Consider the following 15,429-nt stretch of genomic DNA (forward strand, 5'->3'; position numbering starts at 1 on the left):
TCATCGCGGACCGGCCGGAGCGACGTCGTCGAGAAGCGCGGTCCGCATCACGTACGACAGGTAGATCTCGTCGAGGATGCTCACGCCGAGCCGGTTGTTCGTCATGTGCATGTACGAGCTGAGCAGGATGGGCAGCGCGACGTCGAGGTCGCGGACCGGGGTGGGTTCGCCGCCGCCGCGCTGGAACACCAGGTCACCCCGTTCGACGGCGGCGACGACCCGGTCCCGCAGCTCCCGGCAGTGCGCCGACCAGCGGCCCTCCACACCCCCGGGCCGGACGTCGGCCCCGTCCCGGGCGGCCGCGCGGATCTGCGCCAGGCGCCCGCGCAACACGGCGTCCATCCGCCGGTAGCTGGTGTCGAAGCTGGCGTGGTACTCGTCGCTCGGCTCCGAGTAGGAGACCTCCCAGAACCGGCGGTACTCGTCGAGGAAGTCGGCGATCCGCCGGTCCTCGGCGAGGAACACCGCGCACATCATCATGCTCAGCTGGGCGGAGAGCCCGAGCAGCACCGGACGGACGTGCACGTTGGTGGTGGCCAGCAGGTCCAGCACCACGTCGCTGGAGTGCTCGAAGTGCCACTCGGCGAGTTCGATCCCGGCCGGTCCGCCGTAGCGGCCGTACTCCCGCTCGTACGCGATGTGGTGGTAGCTGTTGTTCGCCCGCATCGGCATCACGCCGTCCGGCCCGTACTCCTCCTCCCACCGTTGCCGGCCGTACTCGGCGAGGAACATCTGCTTGTACAGGTCGCCCAGCCCCTCGCTGTCCACCTCGTAGAGGGCGGGACGGCGGCGCAGGAACGCCTCCATCGCCTCGTCCACCCGCGCCCGGACCACCGCCGGGTCGACGCCCGGTGCCGGCAGCACCCGCAGCCGCACGTGCGGCCCCTCCATCCAGTACTTGATGAAGAAGTACCGGCTGATCAGCCCCTCGGCCCGTAGCTCGTCCACCAGCGGCCGGACGCCCTCGACGAGCATCGGGTTGGCGTTGCTGGCGTAGAAGACGTGGACGCTGAGCCAGCCGTGCTCCACCGGGGAGGGGAAGTGGGTCATCGGTCCACCTTTCCGGCGCGGACGCCGTTGAGTTCCACCGTCAGTTCGGTGACGTGGCTGCCATCGGGGCCGCGGAGCACCTGCTCGTCGCGGTCCGGCAGCATCTCGGTGAGCACCAGGCGGCTGCCCGCCCCCCGTCCGGTCGCCTCCAGCAACTGCAGGCAGAAGTGGCTGTCGAAGTCGACATAGAGCGGCTTGTGGTCCGGCCGGCCGCCCGGCTGCGCCCCGGGCTGGCCGTCGTCACCGGCGGCCGGGGTGAGCCGGGTGCCCTCCGGGGTGGCGAAGACCCGCCGGGGCAGGCCGTTGTCGCGCCGCCACCGCTGCCAGCGCAGGAACCAGTCGGCGTCGCCCTGCTCCGGGGTACGCGCCGGCGGCAGGTGGTCCGGGTGCAGCTTCCACATCCGCCGTTGCAGGACCAGGTCGCCGTGCACGATGCGCGGGTACCCGGCGATGCCGCGACCGGGCAGCGGCACGGTGGTGCCGGCCCACAGGTCCGGCTGGGCCATGCCCAGGTAGGCGAAGGTGAGCAGCACCTGTTGCACCTCAGGCAGCGCCATCGGCAGCAGGAAGCCCAGGTAGACCGGGATGACCTCGGCGTCGAGCCGGCGCGAGCGCAGCAGCAGCCGGTCGGCGACCGGGTCGTGTTCGACGCTGAGGTCGTCCATGTGGATCTGCTCGCCGGCCGGCCGGAAGCTGATCTCCCCGGGGCAGACCAGCTCGTACGGGGTGACCGCCGGGTGCAGGTTCAGGTTGGTGGCGTCGTACCCGCCCTTCAGCTCGGCGAGCACCGCGCCCGGCGGCTGCAGCCGGGCCAGCTCGGCGCGGAGCGTGCCGGCGAGGTCCTGGTCGGCGAAGAGGTGGGCGAAACGGGAGAACAGCAGCGTCATGCCGGAGTAGATCCGGTTGACCACCACCCGGTGCCGGTCGCCCTGGTCGGCGAGCTGGAGGAAGAACGACCGGGGATCGAGCGTGCCGAGCGTCTCCGGCACCATGGCGGCGACGTCCGCCATGAAGTCGTCGTCCAGCCGCAGCTCCTCGGCGCCGGCCGGCAACCGGTCGTACGCCTCGTTCACCCGCCGGGCCACCTCGATCCGGGCGTCGTCCAGCGCGGTGATCTCCTCCTGCCGGAACCAGTTCTCCTGCCGCACGTACGCGTTGTCGGCGTCGAACGCCCGGCGGCGCATCATCCGGCCGGAGTAGTGCTCGAAGAAGTCCTGTTGGAACTCGTGGGCGAAGGTGAGCAGGTCGTCGCAGCGGCCACCGGCCCCGTAGCGGGCCCGGAAAAAGCCCTTCGTGGCCAGCCGACGCGGCAGGTTGATGTCGAACACCGGCATGATCCGGGCCAGCGCCCGCAGGCCGGGCAGGACGTCCCGCTCCCAGCGGCCCCGGTCCGCGGTGACCGGCACCCGGGTGCGCAGGGTCGCGTCCTCGTACACCAGGGTCCGGGGGGCCGGGACGTCGGCGCGGCCGAGATCCGCGTGGGCCGCGACCAACTCCCGCCGGATGTCGGCGAGCGCCCGGCGGCGGCCGGCCACGTCCTGGTCGGGATAGCCGGCGGCGAGCCGGTTGACGGTGCCGACCCGCTCGGCGAGCCGGTCCGCCCAGTCGCGGCCGATCTCCCGCAGTGCCCGCCGGTAGCCCTCGACCGGGTCGTCGGCGTGGATGTCCAGGTGCAGGTTCGGCACCACCAGCAGGCCCACCCGCAGCAGGTGGTGCAGGTACTGCGCGATCTCCGCGGCGGGGCGGTCGGCGGTGGCCAGTTCGGCGACCAGGTCGGCCATCCGCCGGGCCCGGCCGCCGTCGAGCGCGGCCAGGATGTCGTGCAGCACCCGGCCGGTGGGCAGCACGAACAGCGACTCGTGGATCGACTCCAGGGTGATCGCGGCCTCGCCGTCCTCCGAACTGGTCCGCCGCCGGCGCAGGTAACGCAGCCGGCCACGCTCGATGCGCCAGCCGGTGGTGAGGGCGACCGGCAGGTCCGCCCGCAGCCCCTCGTCGGCGAGCACGATGGCCGACAACCGGCCCAGCGCGGCCAGGTTCAGCCGGGCCACGCCCCGCTTCGTCTCGTCGCTCCCCTCGGTCACCGGCACGGCGTCGAGCAGCGCGCCGGCGCCCGGGCCGAAGGTGCCGACGTTGACCGTGGTCAGCCGGCTGAACGGGCTGGTCTTGGCGGTGGTGCGCAGCGCGTACTCCAGCAGCGACCGTTCCACCCGCCGGGCCCGCTTGCCGAGCCGGCCCTGTCCGGCGAGGTACGCGGGCAGGTACTGGTCCAGCGAGGGGGACGCGAGCAGGATGCCGCCGCGCAGGTCGGGATCCTCGGCCAGCTCGTGCAGCACGGCCCGGCGTTCCGCCAGCTCACCGTCCAGCAGCGCCGCGCCGTCGGCCAGCTCCCGCCGGTACGCGGCGAAGGTCTCCAGCCAGCCGACCAGCATCCGGTGCGTGTCCCCGCCCAGCGGACCGGCCGGCCAGGCCCCGGGGTCGGCGGGATCAGGCCGGCGGAGGTTCCAGACGTCCCGGCGCAGCCGGATCAGCCGTCGCCGCAGCTGGTCGTCGTCCAGGTTGCGGGCCACCGCCTCCTGCAGCGCGTCGGCCAGCGGCGGCCCGGTCGCCCGCAGCCGGTCCTCCAGGTCCAGCACGCGGCGGGCCCAGGCGGCGCTGCGGTCGAAGGCGAGCCGGTCGGCGATCTCCAGCGGCAGGCCGGCGGTGCGGAGCATGAACACCTCCGGCATCCGCCAGGACAGCTCGGTGACCGCTGGCGCGGGCAGGGACACGGTCACGGGTCTCTCCTTCGTCGACGTCTTCGCGAGGCGGGTGGTCACAGCCGGTACATCAGGTCGGCGGCGGCGTCCGGATGCCGCCCGAGCAGCAGGAACAACACGGTCCGTTCGTCGGTCCCGGTCAGGCCGAGGGCCTCGTCCATGGCGACGTTGTCGAAGCCCAGCACCGCGCCGCAGCCCAGGCGCTGGGCCGTGGCCGCGCAGTACGCCCGCTGGGCGACGGCGCCGATCTCGGCGTTGAGGATGCGGTAGCCGCGCGGGCCGACGGCGTCGAGCACGGCGTCCAGCCGGCCGGCGATCGCCAGCACCGCCCCGACCTGCCCCATCGTGTAGTTGGTGAGGAAGTACTGCTGCTGCAGGAAGGCGGACATCCCATCGTCGGGCTCGGCCGCGGCGGGCAGCAGCACGTGCCGCCGGGAGCAGTAGGCGTAGGTGCCGGCGTCGAGGCCGTCGACATGGTTCGCGAAGACCCAGAGGCGGGTGAGGGCCGGCGCGTCCCCGGGCAGCCCGGCGTCGGCCGGGTGGTGCCGGCCCGCGGTGGCGAAGGCGAGGGTGGTGCCGAGTTCGGCGGCGGTCAGCTCGGGCGGCCGGCGGAACCGGCCGAAGCTGCTGGACCGGGTGGCCAGCACCGTCGACAGGGGACGCGCCAGCCGCGCCAGCTCCGGCGCGGGCAGGGCCTGCGGTTCGCCGGGCAGTTCGCGGGGCGCGGCGTCCGCCAGGGCGTCCGGGGCCGGGGTGGTCGGGGCCGCCGCCGCCCGGTGCACCTCGGTCACGGCCGGGAACTCCCGCAACCGGCGGGACCGCTCGAACGCCGGGTACCGGACCCGGGCCTCCGCCGGCCGCTCCCCGGTGGGTCCGCTTCCGTCCTCACGATCGCCGCCGTCGGCGCCGGCGTCCGGGGCGGCGCCGGCCCAGTCCAGGGGTACGACCGCGAAGGCGCTCTCCCGGTCGCTGTCGAAGCCGAGCAGCCGGTCCACCGGCGCCGGATCGAAGCCGAGCAGCCGGGGCAGCGGCACGCCGAGCCCGCGCGCGAGCAGGTCCCAGGAGCCGAGCAGGGCGCCGAGGTCCTGGGTGACCACGTGGTAGCAGAAGCTGTTGTACTTGAATGAGTTCTTCCAGAACCGGATGCTCGCCACCAGGAAGCTGTCCGCACCGCCCGCCGGTTCGCCGACGGCGGCGCGGACCGTGCCGCTGACGTCGCCGAGCAGCAGCCGCTCCAGCACGTGCTGGCCGGTGCCGTAGTGGTAGACCCCGGGCAGCAGCGGCGCGGAGGGCCCGGCGACCAGGAAGAGCTCCACCGGGTACATGCCCCCGCCGGAGGCGGTGCCCCGCCCCCAGACGGCGTGCTCGAAGTGCGCCCGCTTGGCCAGGTCCTGGTTCCAGTTCACGGTCAGCCGCCGGTCGAGCAGTCCGTACGACAGGCGCAGCAGCGTGGCCAGGCGGTCCAGCGTCCAGCCCCCGGCCGGCGGCAGGTGCTCCCCGGTGAACAGGTCGCGCAGGGTGGGCAGGTCGGGCAGCGCCACCGGCAGCGGCACCCGGGGGGCGCCGGGGTAGCTGGTGTGCCGGGAGGGCTGGTCGGCCCAGTCCACCTCGTAGTTGAACGGTTCCATCGGGACCCGGGCCCGGCGGAACACCGCCTGCGCGTACTCCCGGACGACCTCGAGGGCCTCCTGCTGCATGTCGGTGCTCCTACGGGAAGGGGTGCGGGTGGGGGTTGCGGCCGGTGGCACCGAGCCGGTCTGGTCCGTGCGTGCCCCGGGCCAGGTGGCGCTCCAGCCGGTCGCTCCAGAGCACCCGCTGCCGCTGCCAACCGAAGTCGATGGGGACCAGGGCGGGCGCCACCACGGCCATCGTGTGCACCCCGGCGACCTCCTGCTCCGGGCAGGTCTGGTCGACCGCGACGACGTCGCCGCCGAGCCCGGCGATCAGCCCGGTGAGGTACTCCATGTCGGCCCGCAGGTCGTCGTGGTTCGGCCGGGCCGACAGCCAGTCGCCGTACAGCTCGCTCATCGACCGCAGCGGCGGGTCGTCGAAGAGGAACGCGGCGTGGCGGGTCATCTCCGGCAGCCCGTAGAGCAGGGCGTGGTGGCTCAGCTCGGTGACCTTGGTGTAGTCCCGGGTCATCTCGTGCAGCTCCGGCTCGCTGGCGGCGACCCGTTCGTCGAAGCCGGGCACGTAGGAGGCGGTCTCGCAGACCGCGGCGCGGACCGCGTCGTCCGGGTCGAGGCTGGCGCCGGCGGCGAAGCAGAGCTGACCGAGCCCGTCGCCGCGCTTGACCGCGACCGCGGTGACCACCGGGACGGGCAGGTCCGCGCGGGTGTCGAAGAGCCGGATGTCGTAGCCGAGCAGGTCCACCCGGTCGAGCATGAAGTGCACTCGCTCGTCCCGGCAGGTGCTCGGGTCGATCTCGGCCAGCCGGGCCGAGCCGTACCAGGCGAGCAGGAAGGCGTCCCGCTCGATGAGTTCGAGCATGCCGTGCAGCAGCGCCTCCTCCGGGCAGCTGCCGCTGGCGCAGCCGTTGGAGCACTCCTGGACGAACTTGCGGTGGTCGGTGCGGCGGTCCAGGTAGTAGACAAGTTGCTCGGGCACGAGACGGGGGGCGCGGTCGCGCAGCGAGTAACCCCAGACCCAGGGCATCGGCGCATCCGGCGTGTACGGGGCGTAGTAGAGCCCATGCCCGTGGTAGAACGCCGGGTGGTAGCCCAGACCGGCCGGGTCGAGGGCGTCCGGGGCCAGGTTGGCGTAGCTGTCGACGACCGTGGTCCGCCGCGCCCGGGGGAACTGGCCGGCGTACCGCTCCAGCCCCTCCAGCAGGGCGTACGTCTCGCTGCTGCCGTAGCTGTTGGCGTGCCCGCTCCACCACATCTCGTGCAGGTCGTAGCGGCTGCGGATCCGGAAGTAGCCGGTCACCGGCGCGGTGGCGGTGGCGTTGTACGCGCGCAGGGCGCTGCCGCCCAGCGCCCCGGCGACCGGGTTCGCCAGCGCGGCGACCGGGAGGTCCAGCTCGCCGGCCGACCGCAGCCGGTACGCGGACGGGTCCGGCTTGGGCCGGCTGGTGAGCGGGATGACCGCGGCTTCCGCGGTGTCCGGGCGGACGATGGCGCAGGCCGGGCACTCGGAGTCGGCCAGCACCTCGACGACGGTGGTCTCCAGGGTGTCCATCCGCAGCTGCCGCAGGCGTCCCACGCCGGGCCGGTCGGTCCGCGGGCGGCAGGCGTCCAGCAGGAGCTGCCACAGCGCGTCTACCGCGAACGGCGTCAGGTGGGGCAGCGGGGCCACGGTGCCGACCGGGGCCTGGTGCTCCAGGGCGTGGCGTTCCTCGCGTACCCGGATGGCCTGCCAGCGCCGCTGCACACAGAGCGGGCACGGGCCGGGCCGGGCGCCCGCCGCGTCGTCGGTGTCCGTCCAGCGTGGCCCGACCAGCGCGGTCGCGCCGTGCAGCCAGATCGGCACCACGTCGCCGGTCAGGCCCTCGCCGCCGTCGGCGTACGCGTCGGTCAGGCCGAGGGCGGCGATCCGGACGGTGATCCCGTCGAGCGGCACGGCGGGGCGGGCCGGCTGCCGCGCCGGATCCTGGCGTCGCTCGTGGAACGCCTCGCCGAGCTGCTTGAGGCTGCTGTCCCACCCGGTGGAGGTGGTCCGGACATCGACGATCATGCGGTTCACCTGTCTACGGTCGCGACCTGTGCTGATGAGATTGGGACCGGCGCCCCGCCGACGTGGCCCGCCGGCGGGGACGGTTACGGCGCTGGGCTGGGTCAGCCGCCGCCGCATCCGGTGCTGGTGCTGCTGCTGCAGCAGCTGGACGTGCTGCAACTGCAGCAGCTGGAGCAGGAACAGCTGGAGCTGGACCAGTCCATGACCATCGCGTCGATGGCGTCGACGTCCTCGATCTCGAACGTCTCCGTCTCCAGCGCGCGGAGTTCCTCAGTCAGTTCCGGCATTTTCCTTCTACCTCCCCTCGGTCGGTCAGGGCCGCGGTGCCGGCCGGACGTCCGGAGCGACCGGCGGCACCGTGGCTCAGCTGGTGCTGCTGCAACTCGACGAGGTGCAGCTGCAACAACTGGACGTGCTGCAGCTGGAGCAGCTGGACGTGCTCGTGCTGCTGCTGCAGATGTCCATCAGGTCGGCGGACAGCTCAGCGATGTCCTCGACCTCGAACGTCTCGGTCTGCAGGTCGCGCAGCTCGCTGCGGACCGAGTCGGGCAGTAGGCCGGATGTCGGGGGTTGTGTCGGCACGGGCCTCTCCTTGAGCCGCGGTGGCGCCAGTCGTCGGTGGGTCCGCGTCGCACCACCACGGTGGATCCAGCGGAGGCACGCAGGGCTACTCGCCGGTCGGGCCGGCGGCGGATGGTGCGTCGTTCGTGCGGCGTCCCACCGGGGACTGGAAGTCGTCAGCGTCGGGGGCAACCCCGTTCACCCGGTCAGCCGCAGCTGGAGGTGCTGGTGCTGGTGCTGCAGCAGCTCGAGGTGCTGCAGCTGCAGCAGCTGGAGCAGGAGCAGCTGGAGCTGGTCGCAGCGAGCGCCTCGCCGCCGTCCTCGACCTCCTCGATCTCGAAGGTCTCGGTCTCCAGCTCGCGGAGCTCGTCGTTCAGGGTGATCGGCATCTTTTCCACCTCCTTCCATGGTGCGTGCCTCGCCGAAGCCACTGACGTGGTGGTTCAGTCGGCCGCCGGGGCGGACCGGCGCAGCAGGACGACCCCACTGCGGAAGGCCCCGGTGGCGCGGACGTCCCGGGTGGTCGTCTCGACCAGCAGGGCGCTCATTCCCTGCTGGTCCAGCGCGGCCAGCACGGTCGCCCGGTCGGTCGCCGGTCCGGCCGGGCCGGCGGGGGTGGCGCCGGCCGTGAGCGCGGCCGGGTCGAAGTCACGCAGCACCGGGTCGCCGAGGTCGGCGACGGCGTCCTCGAAGTGCCGCACCTGCACACGCCCGACCGCGTCCCGGACGGCGGCCAGCCGAGTGGCGACCGGGTCGAACCCGCCGGCCAGCGCCCAGTCCCGGTCACCGCCGCCCGGCGGCTCGGCGGCGGCGAGCACGGCGTAGGCCGGGTCGGCCCCGGCCAGCGCGAACACCGACAGCCGGCGGCCGAACCGGTGGGCGGCCTTGACCACGAAGGCGGTGTCGTCGTCGCCGACCAGGTCCTCCTCGTTCACCACGCGCGGCTCGCCGCGGCCGCGCAGCGCGGCGGTCAGCGCCCGGTAGGCCAGCGCGTCGGCCAGCCCCTGGTCGATGAGCTCGTCGAGGGTCCCGGCGGCGGCCGCGCCGGCCACCGTCGGCTCGGCCCAGCCTTCGGCGTTGTACGCGGAGGTGGGCAGCGCCAGCGCGGCGGGCACCCACACGGACTCCGCCCGGCCCAGCACGACGGCCGGCAGCCAGCGGACCGGCCGGTCGTCGGGCGGCACGGCGGTCGCCGTCGCCAGGTCCGTCCAGGGCACCGGGTGCTCGCCCCGCTCGCGCAGCTCGGCCGCGGAGGCGGTGACCGCCGCGGCCGGGTCCGCGTACCGGGCGGCGTGGTCGCGGACCGCCGCCCGGTAGGCGGCGAGTCGGGCGCCCATCACGGTGTGCACGTCGAAGGCGCTCACCTCGCGCGGGCCACGCCGGCCGGGCAGCCGCAGGCGGGCCGTCTTCAGCGGGGCCTGCTCCAGCGGGTCGTCGACGAACCGGGTGAAGACCCCGGCGTTCGGCGAGACCAGCGCCTCGGCCCGCTGGTAGGTCTCGTCGTCGGAGCCGGCCGGCGGCCCCGGCTCGGTCACCTCGACGTCCCGGCAGACCGGGCACCCGGGGTGCGGCAGCACCCGCTCCCGGCTGGACTCCAAGGTGGCCGCGTCGAGCAGCAGCACCCCGCCGGCGGTGTCCGGGGCGACCGCGCCGGTGAGGGCCCGGAACAGTTCGAAGGCGGCGGCGTTGCCGAGCATCCGCGCGGTCACCTCGGGCAGCGCCGCCGCTGCGGCCGGGTCGCCGACGGCGAGCTGTCGCCAGAACTCCGCGGCCGCCGCCGGGTCGTCGCCGGCCGCGAGCCGGAGCTGAGCGCAGTGCCAGCAGGGGGCCTGTCCCGCCCCGACGGTCGGCCCGACCACCGCCCGCCGGTCGTCCCAGATCACCGGTACGAGCAGCGGACCGTCCCGGTGAGCGGCGCGGGCCAGCTCGGCCAGGCGGGCCAGGCCGGCCGGACCGGTGCAGCAGACCACCGCGTCGACCGCCCGCGGGTCGGGGCCTCCGGTGGGGAACCTCACCTCCGCCGGCAGGCCGTCGGCGCGCAGCTCGGCCAGCTCGGGGCGCAGCGCCTCGGCGTACCGGGCGGGGTCGTCGTCCGGGTGGAGGTCCAGCCGCACGCACCCGTTGCGGAGCAGGCCACTCGCCGCGGCGAGCAACGTCTCTCCCTCGCCGCACAGCGCCACCCGGGCGGCGTGGAAACGCTGGAACCGGCCGGTGGGATCGTCCGCGAAGTGGTCGATGAACTCGATCTGGGCGGCGAAGCGACGGGCGACGGGCTCGGACAGCTCGCTGCGGTCCCCCGCGTCCTTGGCGAACCCTCGCGAGATCAGCGCGCGGACCAGGGTGAGCACGGTCTGCCGCTGCCCCGGGTCGAGGGCGGCGGTGAGCTGCCCGAGCGTGTGCTCGCCGGTCAGGTAGGGACTCAGCGACGTCAACCACCGGAAGGCCGACTTGCCCTTGATCAGGAATGCGCTGTCCGGGCCGCGCAGGTAGGCGCCGGCCGGAGCGTCCAGGAAGACCACGTCGTGCCGCAGCTTGGGACGCATTTCCAGGCTTGTTCCACCGTCCGACGGCTGGTTCATGCGCCCCCCATGACAACTCCTGTGGCGGTCTCGAAAGTGCCTTCATGCTGCCCAAGATCAAGTATTAAGTCAACAGAATGTTTCGGGCCAGGCAGTGGCGGAAGTAAATTGAGGGGCAGTGAGCTGCAGCTAAGACAAAAACGCCGCACCGCCGCCCCCGGCGACCTTCCGGAGCCGATCAACCTCCGCTAGTCTGTGGGCGCCGCCTACGCCGCCGCAGGTCAAAGGGCTTTTCATGACGGCATGCTGACCGCTGGCGACGGCGGGTTACGACGGCGCGACCGCGGGCCAAATCGGTCGCCACCGACCCAGTCCGCCCGAAACGAACAGTTAATTGATGTCACCCAATTAACCCTGTGGTGCGGTAGGGAATTCGAGGGACTGCGGATGAACGCAAAGGAAATTCAGGTCGAGCGGCGCTTTGCTCGGCATCGTGCGATTGCGGTGACACGTTGAGGAATGACCGTTTTGCCATTGAACTTCATGAGGTGACCAAGCGTTATCCCGGCGGGGTCGCCGCAGTCGACGGCCTTGACCTGCGGGTGCGCGAGGGCGAGGTCCTCGGCTTCCTGGGCCCCAACGGGGCCGGCAAGACCACCACGATGCGCATGCTGGTCGGGCTCGTCCGGCCGACCAGCGGCGCGATCCGGGTCCTCGGCCGATCGCCCGGCACGCCGGAACAGCTGGCCAAGGTGGGTGCGCTCATCGAGTCGCCGGCCTTCTACCCCCACCTGTCCGGCCGGGACAACCTGCGGCTGGCCGCCCGGTACGCGGGCGTCCCGGACACCGCAGCCGACCGGGTGCTGGCCGAGGTCGGGCTGACCGAGCGGGCGGGATCGAAGTTCCGGACCTACTCCCTCGGCATGAAGCAGCGCCTCGGCGTGGCCGCCGCCCTGCTCAAGGAACCGAGCCTGCTGATCCTGGACGAGCCCACCAACGGCCTCGACCCGGGCGGGGTGACCGACATCCGCGAGCTGCTCCGGGCACTCGGCCAGGGCGGGCGCACCGTGCTGCTGTCCAGCCACGTCCTCGGCGAGGTGGAGCAGATCTGCGACCGCATCGTGGTCATCAACCGCGGCCGGCTGATCGCCGACGGCACGCCCGACGAGCTGCGCGGGACGCTGGGCCAGGCGGTGCTGCTGATCGACGCCGACCCGATCGACGAGGCGGTGGCGTGCCTGCGCGCACACGACCGGGTCCGGGCGGTGGACCCGGTCGACGGGCAACTTCGGGTCACCACGGACCCGGCGCTCGCCGCAGCCCTCAACCGGCGGCTGGTCGAGGCCGGCATCGACGTGCGGGAACTGCGCCCGCTGCGCCACTCGCTGGAGGAGGCCTTCCTGGAACTGACCGCGCCCGAGCGGCACGCCCGCCAGGAGCAGACGATCACGACGGGAGGCACCCGATGATGGCCTCGGTGCGGGCGGCCTGGTTCGCCGACCGGAAGCGGCCGGCGGTCTGGACGGTCACCGCGACCTGGGCGGCCCTCGCGCTCGCCTTCGGCATCGGTGTGCCGTACCTCGTGCACCTGGCGCTGGCCGGTGATCCGAAGGAGACCGACGCCGCCGAGTCCCTGCTGGCCACCGTCCTGCCGGGGCAGCTCGTGCCCACCGGGATCGGGCTGTTCCCGCTCTTCGGCGGCGCCATCGTGGTCATCCTCGGCGCGCTGGTGGTGGGCAACGAGTACCGCTGGGGGACGTGGAACCTCCTCTTCACCCAGCGACCCCGGCGCGCGCAGGTGATGGCCGGGCACGCCGTCGTCCTGTGCGGCCTGACCCTGCTGATCGCCGTGCTCACCTTCGGCCTGCTGGCGGTGACCACCGGGTCGCTGGCGGCCGCCGAGGGACGGGCCGCCGACTGGCCGACCGTCGCCGATCTCGCCGGCGCGGTGGCGGCTGCCTGGTTGATCTGCACCGCCCACGCCAGCGTGGGCTGGTTCCTGGCGATCGCGTTCCGCAGCGCCACCACCGCCATCGCGGTCGGTCTGATCTGGACGCTGGTCCTGGAGAACGCGATCAGCGGACTCGCCCTCGTGCTGAGCCCGCTGACGGCGGTGCAGAAGGTGCTGCTGGCACCGAGCTCCGGCGCGCTGGCCGGCGCGCTGGGCGCGCGGTCGCAGTTCGACGGGGGCACCCCCGGCGTGATCGAGTCCGCCGGCGCGCTGGTGCCGACCGTGGTGTTGCTGGGTTACGTCCTGGTGATGTTCGGCCTGGGCAGCTGGCTGGCGGCGCGCCGGGACGTCGGTTGACCGGGCGGAGGAGCAGCTACAAGTGGTTGCTTTCCTTTCTAGAGCTGTCCACAATTGACTGTCGTGGCGAGTGTCTATCGGATCGGGGAGTTTGCTAAGCGGGTGGGCCGTTCAGTGAGCACCGTGCGCCGGTGGGAGGCGGAGGGCCGGATCACGGCCCGTCGTCTGCCGTCGGGGCAGCGGTATTTCGACGATTCGGATGTGCGCCGGGTGCTGCAGCCGGGTTTCGACGCCGGGCGGCGGAAGGTGGTGGTGTACTGCCGGGTGTCGTCGCCGGGTCAGCAGGCGGATTTGGCCTCGCAGGTGGCGGCGATGCAGCAGTTCTGCCTCGCTCGCGGTCTGGCCGTGGACGAGTGGATCAGCGAGGTCTGCGGCGGGTTGGACCTGCGCCGGGAGAAGTTCCTGGCGTTGATGGACGCGGTCGACCGGGGTGAGGTCGCCACGCTGGTGGTGGCGCACAAGGACCGGTTGGCCCGGTTCGGGTTCGACCTGGTGGAGCATGTGGCGGCGCGCGGCGGCTGCCAGATCGTCGTCGCCAACCAGGAGTCCCTGTCCCCGCAGCAGGAACTGGTCGAGGACTTCCTGGCCATCGTCAACTCCTCCTCTGGCCGGCTGGACGGTCTGCGCCGCTACGAGAAGGAGTTGGAAAGGGCGGACTTGGCCATGGAGGGTGACCGGTGAAGGTCACCCGGATCGCCTACTCGGCCCGACTGAATCCAGGCAAGTACGCCGCTCTGGTAGAGCAGGCCCGCCGATTGGGCCGGGTACGTAGTGAGGTGTGGCAGCGTTACGGCTCGATCCTCGGAGTCGGGTCCGGGTTGCGGGATCGGCAGGTGCGGGACCGGTGGCTGGCTGACGGCACGCACGTGCGGTTTGGTGTGTTGGCGAATGCGTGGAAGGAAACCGTCCGCGACGCCATGGCCGACATCGGAGCGAACCTCGAGGCGGCCAAGGTCGACGTCCGGCGGGCGATCAGCCGACGCACCAACGACCCGGCCGAGCGCCAGCGGATGTACACCGCGCTGAAGGCGGACCAGTGGGCCAGTGACCCGTTCCTGGCTCGGCAGATGCGCAAGCATTGGAAGCGCGGCCGCAACCGCACGCACGATCAGATCGTGGTACGCGCCGACAACTACAACACCGCCGCCGATGGGCGGGGCCGGTTGTGGCTGGCGGTTCCCGGTCTCGAGCCCCGCAAGATGGTCCGGATCCCGCTGTCGACGACGGTCGCGCCGGCGGGCACGTTGCGGCTGATCCTGCGCCGGGGTCGGGTCGAGGTGCACTACCAGATCGACGCATCCGCGATGCGGTCGTCGCAGCGGCCGTGCGGCGAGGCGACGGTCGGTGTGGACAAGGGCTACACCGAAGCCCTCACCGACTCCGACGGCCAGCCCCACGGTGAACAACTCGGCGAGCTGCTGACCAGTGAGTCGGACCGGTTGAAGGAACGTAACCGGCGTCGGGCGAAGCTGCGCTCGATCGCCAACGACGCCGCTGCACGTGGTGACCACGCGAAAGCGCAGCGGATCAAGGCCAACAACCTCGGGACGGTGAAGCGGGAGCGGCAGGCGGCCCGGCACCGGGCGCGGGTGCGTACGGAGATCTTCACCGCCGTGCACGAGGTCGTCGACAAGGCCGCCACCGTGATCGCCGAAGACCTCACCAAACGCTTCACCGGGCGCAAAAAGCTGCCCAAGAACATCAACCGGCGTCTCGCCGCGTGGACCAAAGGAGTCACCGCCGAGGCCCTGAAAAGCGTGTCGGAGCGCAGAGGTTCTGCGCACGTTCCCGTCAACGCCGCCTACACCTCACAAACCTGCCACCAATGCGGCGACTTCGGCCGACGCAGCGGGGACAGGTTTCACTGCACCCGATGCGGGGTGGTGTGGCAGGCCGACATGAACGCCGCGATCAACATCCTGCACCGAGCCGGCGACCCCGACATCGCCCTGCACACCCCACACAAGCGGGTGAAGCAGATCCTGCAGGACCGGACCGATCGCCACCGGACCAGACTGCCGGTCCAGGACTCCAGCCCAGCCACCGCTGGGCGGAGAGCGAACCATCCGAACCACTCAACTATGAACAACGAGTAGGAAGCAGAATGCTGGGATGGATTTCCTGCTCGCCTTCGCGGTGACCGGCCTGGCGGCCTCCGGTGGCTGGATCGCCTGGGCCGCCGTCCGGAGCTGGTCCCGCATCCGCGACCGCCGGCACGAGTTGCGGCTGGCCCGCGCCCGCGCGGCGGCCGACATTCGCCGGGCCGAGCTGGCCGCGCAGGTTCGCGAGATCGAAGTCGCCAACGAGACCTACCAGGACTTCGTCCGCCGCCACCCCGAGCGCTGAGCGACCGCACGCCCCGGGCCCAGGGCCGGTGTCAAAGCCCCCGGCCGTCCGGCGGCTCGACCGGGGACTTTGACCAGGCCGTAGGTGGTGGGCGGCGGGCCCCCGGCGGGGCCCCCCCCCCCGGGGGCGCTCGGGCCCCGGCCCGGCCCCCCGGGGGGGGGGGCCCAGCCGCGGGCCGCCCGCGGCCCCCCCCCCGCCCCGGGGGGCCCCC

13 protein-coding genes are annotated in these 15,429 nt (G+C 72.8%); 5 read left to right on the forward strand and 8 right to left on the reverse strand.

Annotated features, from left to right (window positions below; all coding sequences use genetic code 11):
- From ACFYM6_RS34110 to ACFYM6_RS34145, 8 genes are all read right to left on the reverse strand, one after another.
- Nucleotides 1-1,050, reverse strand: coding sequence for a thiopeptide-type bacteriocin biosynthesis protein (locus ACFYM6_RS34110; RefSeq protein WP_387281596.1), 1,050 nt, complete (start codon nucleotides 1,048-1,050; stop codon nucleotides 1-3).
- Complete coding sequence (locus ACFYM6_RS34115) at nucleotides 1,047-3,827, reverse strand: lantibiotic dehydratase (protein WP_387281597.1); 2,781 nt, start codon at nucleotides 3,825-3,827, stop codon at nucleotides 1,047-1,049. The genes ACFYM6_RS34110 and ACFYM6_RS34115 overlap by 4 nt, the downstream gene beginning before the upstream one ends.
- Before the next feature lie 38 nt (nucleotides 3,828-3,865).
- Nucleotides 3,866-5,506, reverse strand: coding sequence for a nitroreductase family protein (locus ACFYM6_RS34120; protein ID WP_387281598.1), 1,641 nt, complete (start codon nucleotides 5,504-5,506; stop codon nucleotides 3,866-3,868).
- Between the two features lie 10 nt (nucleotides 5,507-5,516).
- Nucleotides 5,517-7,484 carry a TOMM precursor leader peptide-binding protein gene (locus ACFYM6_RS34125; protein WP_387281599.1) on the reverse strand — a complete coding sequence of 656 codons (1,968 nt, stop codon included), beginning with the start codon at nucleotides 7,482-7,484 and terminating at the stop codon, nucleotides 5,517-5,519.
- A gap of 101 nt (nucleotides 7,485-7,585) precedes the next feature.
- Nucleotides 7,586-7,771, reverse strand: coding sequence for a thiazolylpeptide-type bacteriocin (locus ACFYM6_RS34130; protein ID WP_046564718.1), 186 nt, complete (start codon nucleotides 7,769-7,771; stop codon nucleotides 7,586-7,588).
- Between the two features lie 76 nt (nucleotides 7,772-7,847).
- Complete coding sequence (locus ACFYM6_RS34135) at nucleotides 7,848-8,066, reverse strand: thiazolylpeptide-type bacteriocin (RefSeq protein WP_241825274.1); 219 nt, start codon at nucleotides 8,064-8,066, stop codon at nucleotides 7,848-7,850.
- Nucleotides 8,067-8,251: 185 nt separating this feature from the next.
- On the reverse strand, nucleotides 8,252-8,434 hold the full coding sequence (locus ACFYM6_RS34140; RefSeq protein WP_046564715.1) for a hypothetical protein: 183 nt from the start codon (nucleotides 8,432-8,434) through the stop codon (nucleotides 8,252-8,254).
- 54 nt (nucleotides 8,435-8,488) lie between these two features.
- Nucleotides 8,489-10,588 carry a TOMM precursor leader peptide-binding protein gene (locus ACFYM6_RS34145; RefSeq protein ID WP_387281600.1) on the reverse strand — a complete coding sequence of 700 codons (2,100 nt, stop codon included), beginning with the start codon at nucleotides 10,586-10,588 and terminating at the stop codon, nucleotides 8,489-8,491.
- 524 nt (nucleotides 10,589-11,112) lie between these two features.
- Here ACFYM6_RS34145 and ACFYM6_RS34150 point away from each other — a divergent pair.
- The 5 genes from ACFYM6_RS34150 (at nucleotide 11,113) to ACFYM6_RS34170 (ending at nucleotide 15,218) form a co-directional block, all read left to right on the forward strand.
- On the forward strand, nucleotides 11,113-12,033 hold the full coding sequence (locus tag ACFYM6_RS34150) for an ATP-binding cassette domain-containing protein (protein ID WP_387281601.1): 921 nt from the start codon (nucleotides 11,113-11,115) through the stop codon (nucleotides 12,031-12,033).
- A complete protein-coding gene (locus ACFYM6_RS34155) occupies nucleotides 12,030-12,872 on the forward strand; it encodes a hypothetical protein (protein WP_387281602.1) in 843 nt (280 codons plus the stop codon). Before ACFYM6_RS34150 ends, ACFYM6_RS34155 begins: the two co-directional genes overlap by 4 nt.
- A gap of 63 nt (nucleotides 12,873-12,935) precedes the next feature.
- Complete coding sequence (locus ACFYM6_RS34160) at nucleotides 12,936-13,553, forward strand: IS607 family transposase (RefSeq protein ID WP_387281603.1); 618 nt, start codon at nucleotides 12,936-12,938, stop codon at nucleotides 13,551-13,553.
- The gene (locus ACFYM6_RS34165) at nucleotides 13,550-14,968 is read left to right on the forward strand and encodes an RNA-guided endonuclease TnpB family protein (protein WP_387281604.1); all 1,419 of its coding nucleotides are present in this window, start codon (nucleotides 13,550-13,552) and stop codon (nucleotides 14,966-14,968) included. Before ACFYM6_RS34160 ends, ACFYM6_RS34165 begins: the two co-directional genes overlap by 4 nt.
- A 16-nt stretch (nucleotides 14,969-14,984) precedes the next feature.
- Nucleotides 14,985-15,218, forward strand: a complete 234-nt coding sequence (locus ACFYM6_RS34170; protein ID WP_387281605.1) for a hypothetical protein — start codon at nucleotides 14,985-14,987, stop codon at nucleotides 15,216-15,218.
- The last annotated feature ends 211 nt before the right edge of the window (nucleotides 15,219-15,429 follow it).

The organism is Micromonospora sp. NPDC006431 (assembly GCF_042870725.1).
Lineage (GTDB): Bacteria > Actinomycetota > Actinomycetes > Mycobacteriales > Micromonosporaceae > Micromonospora.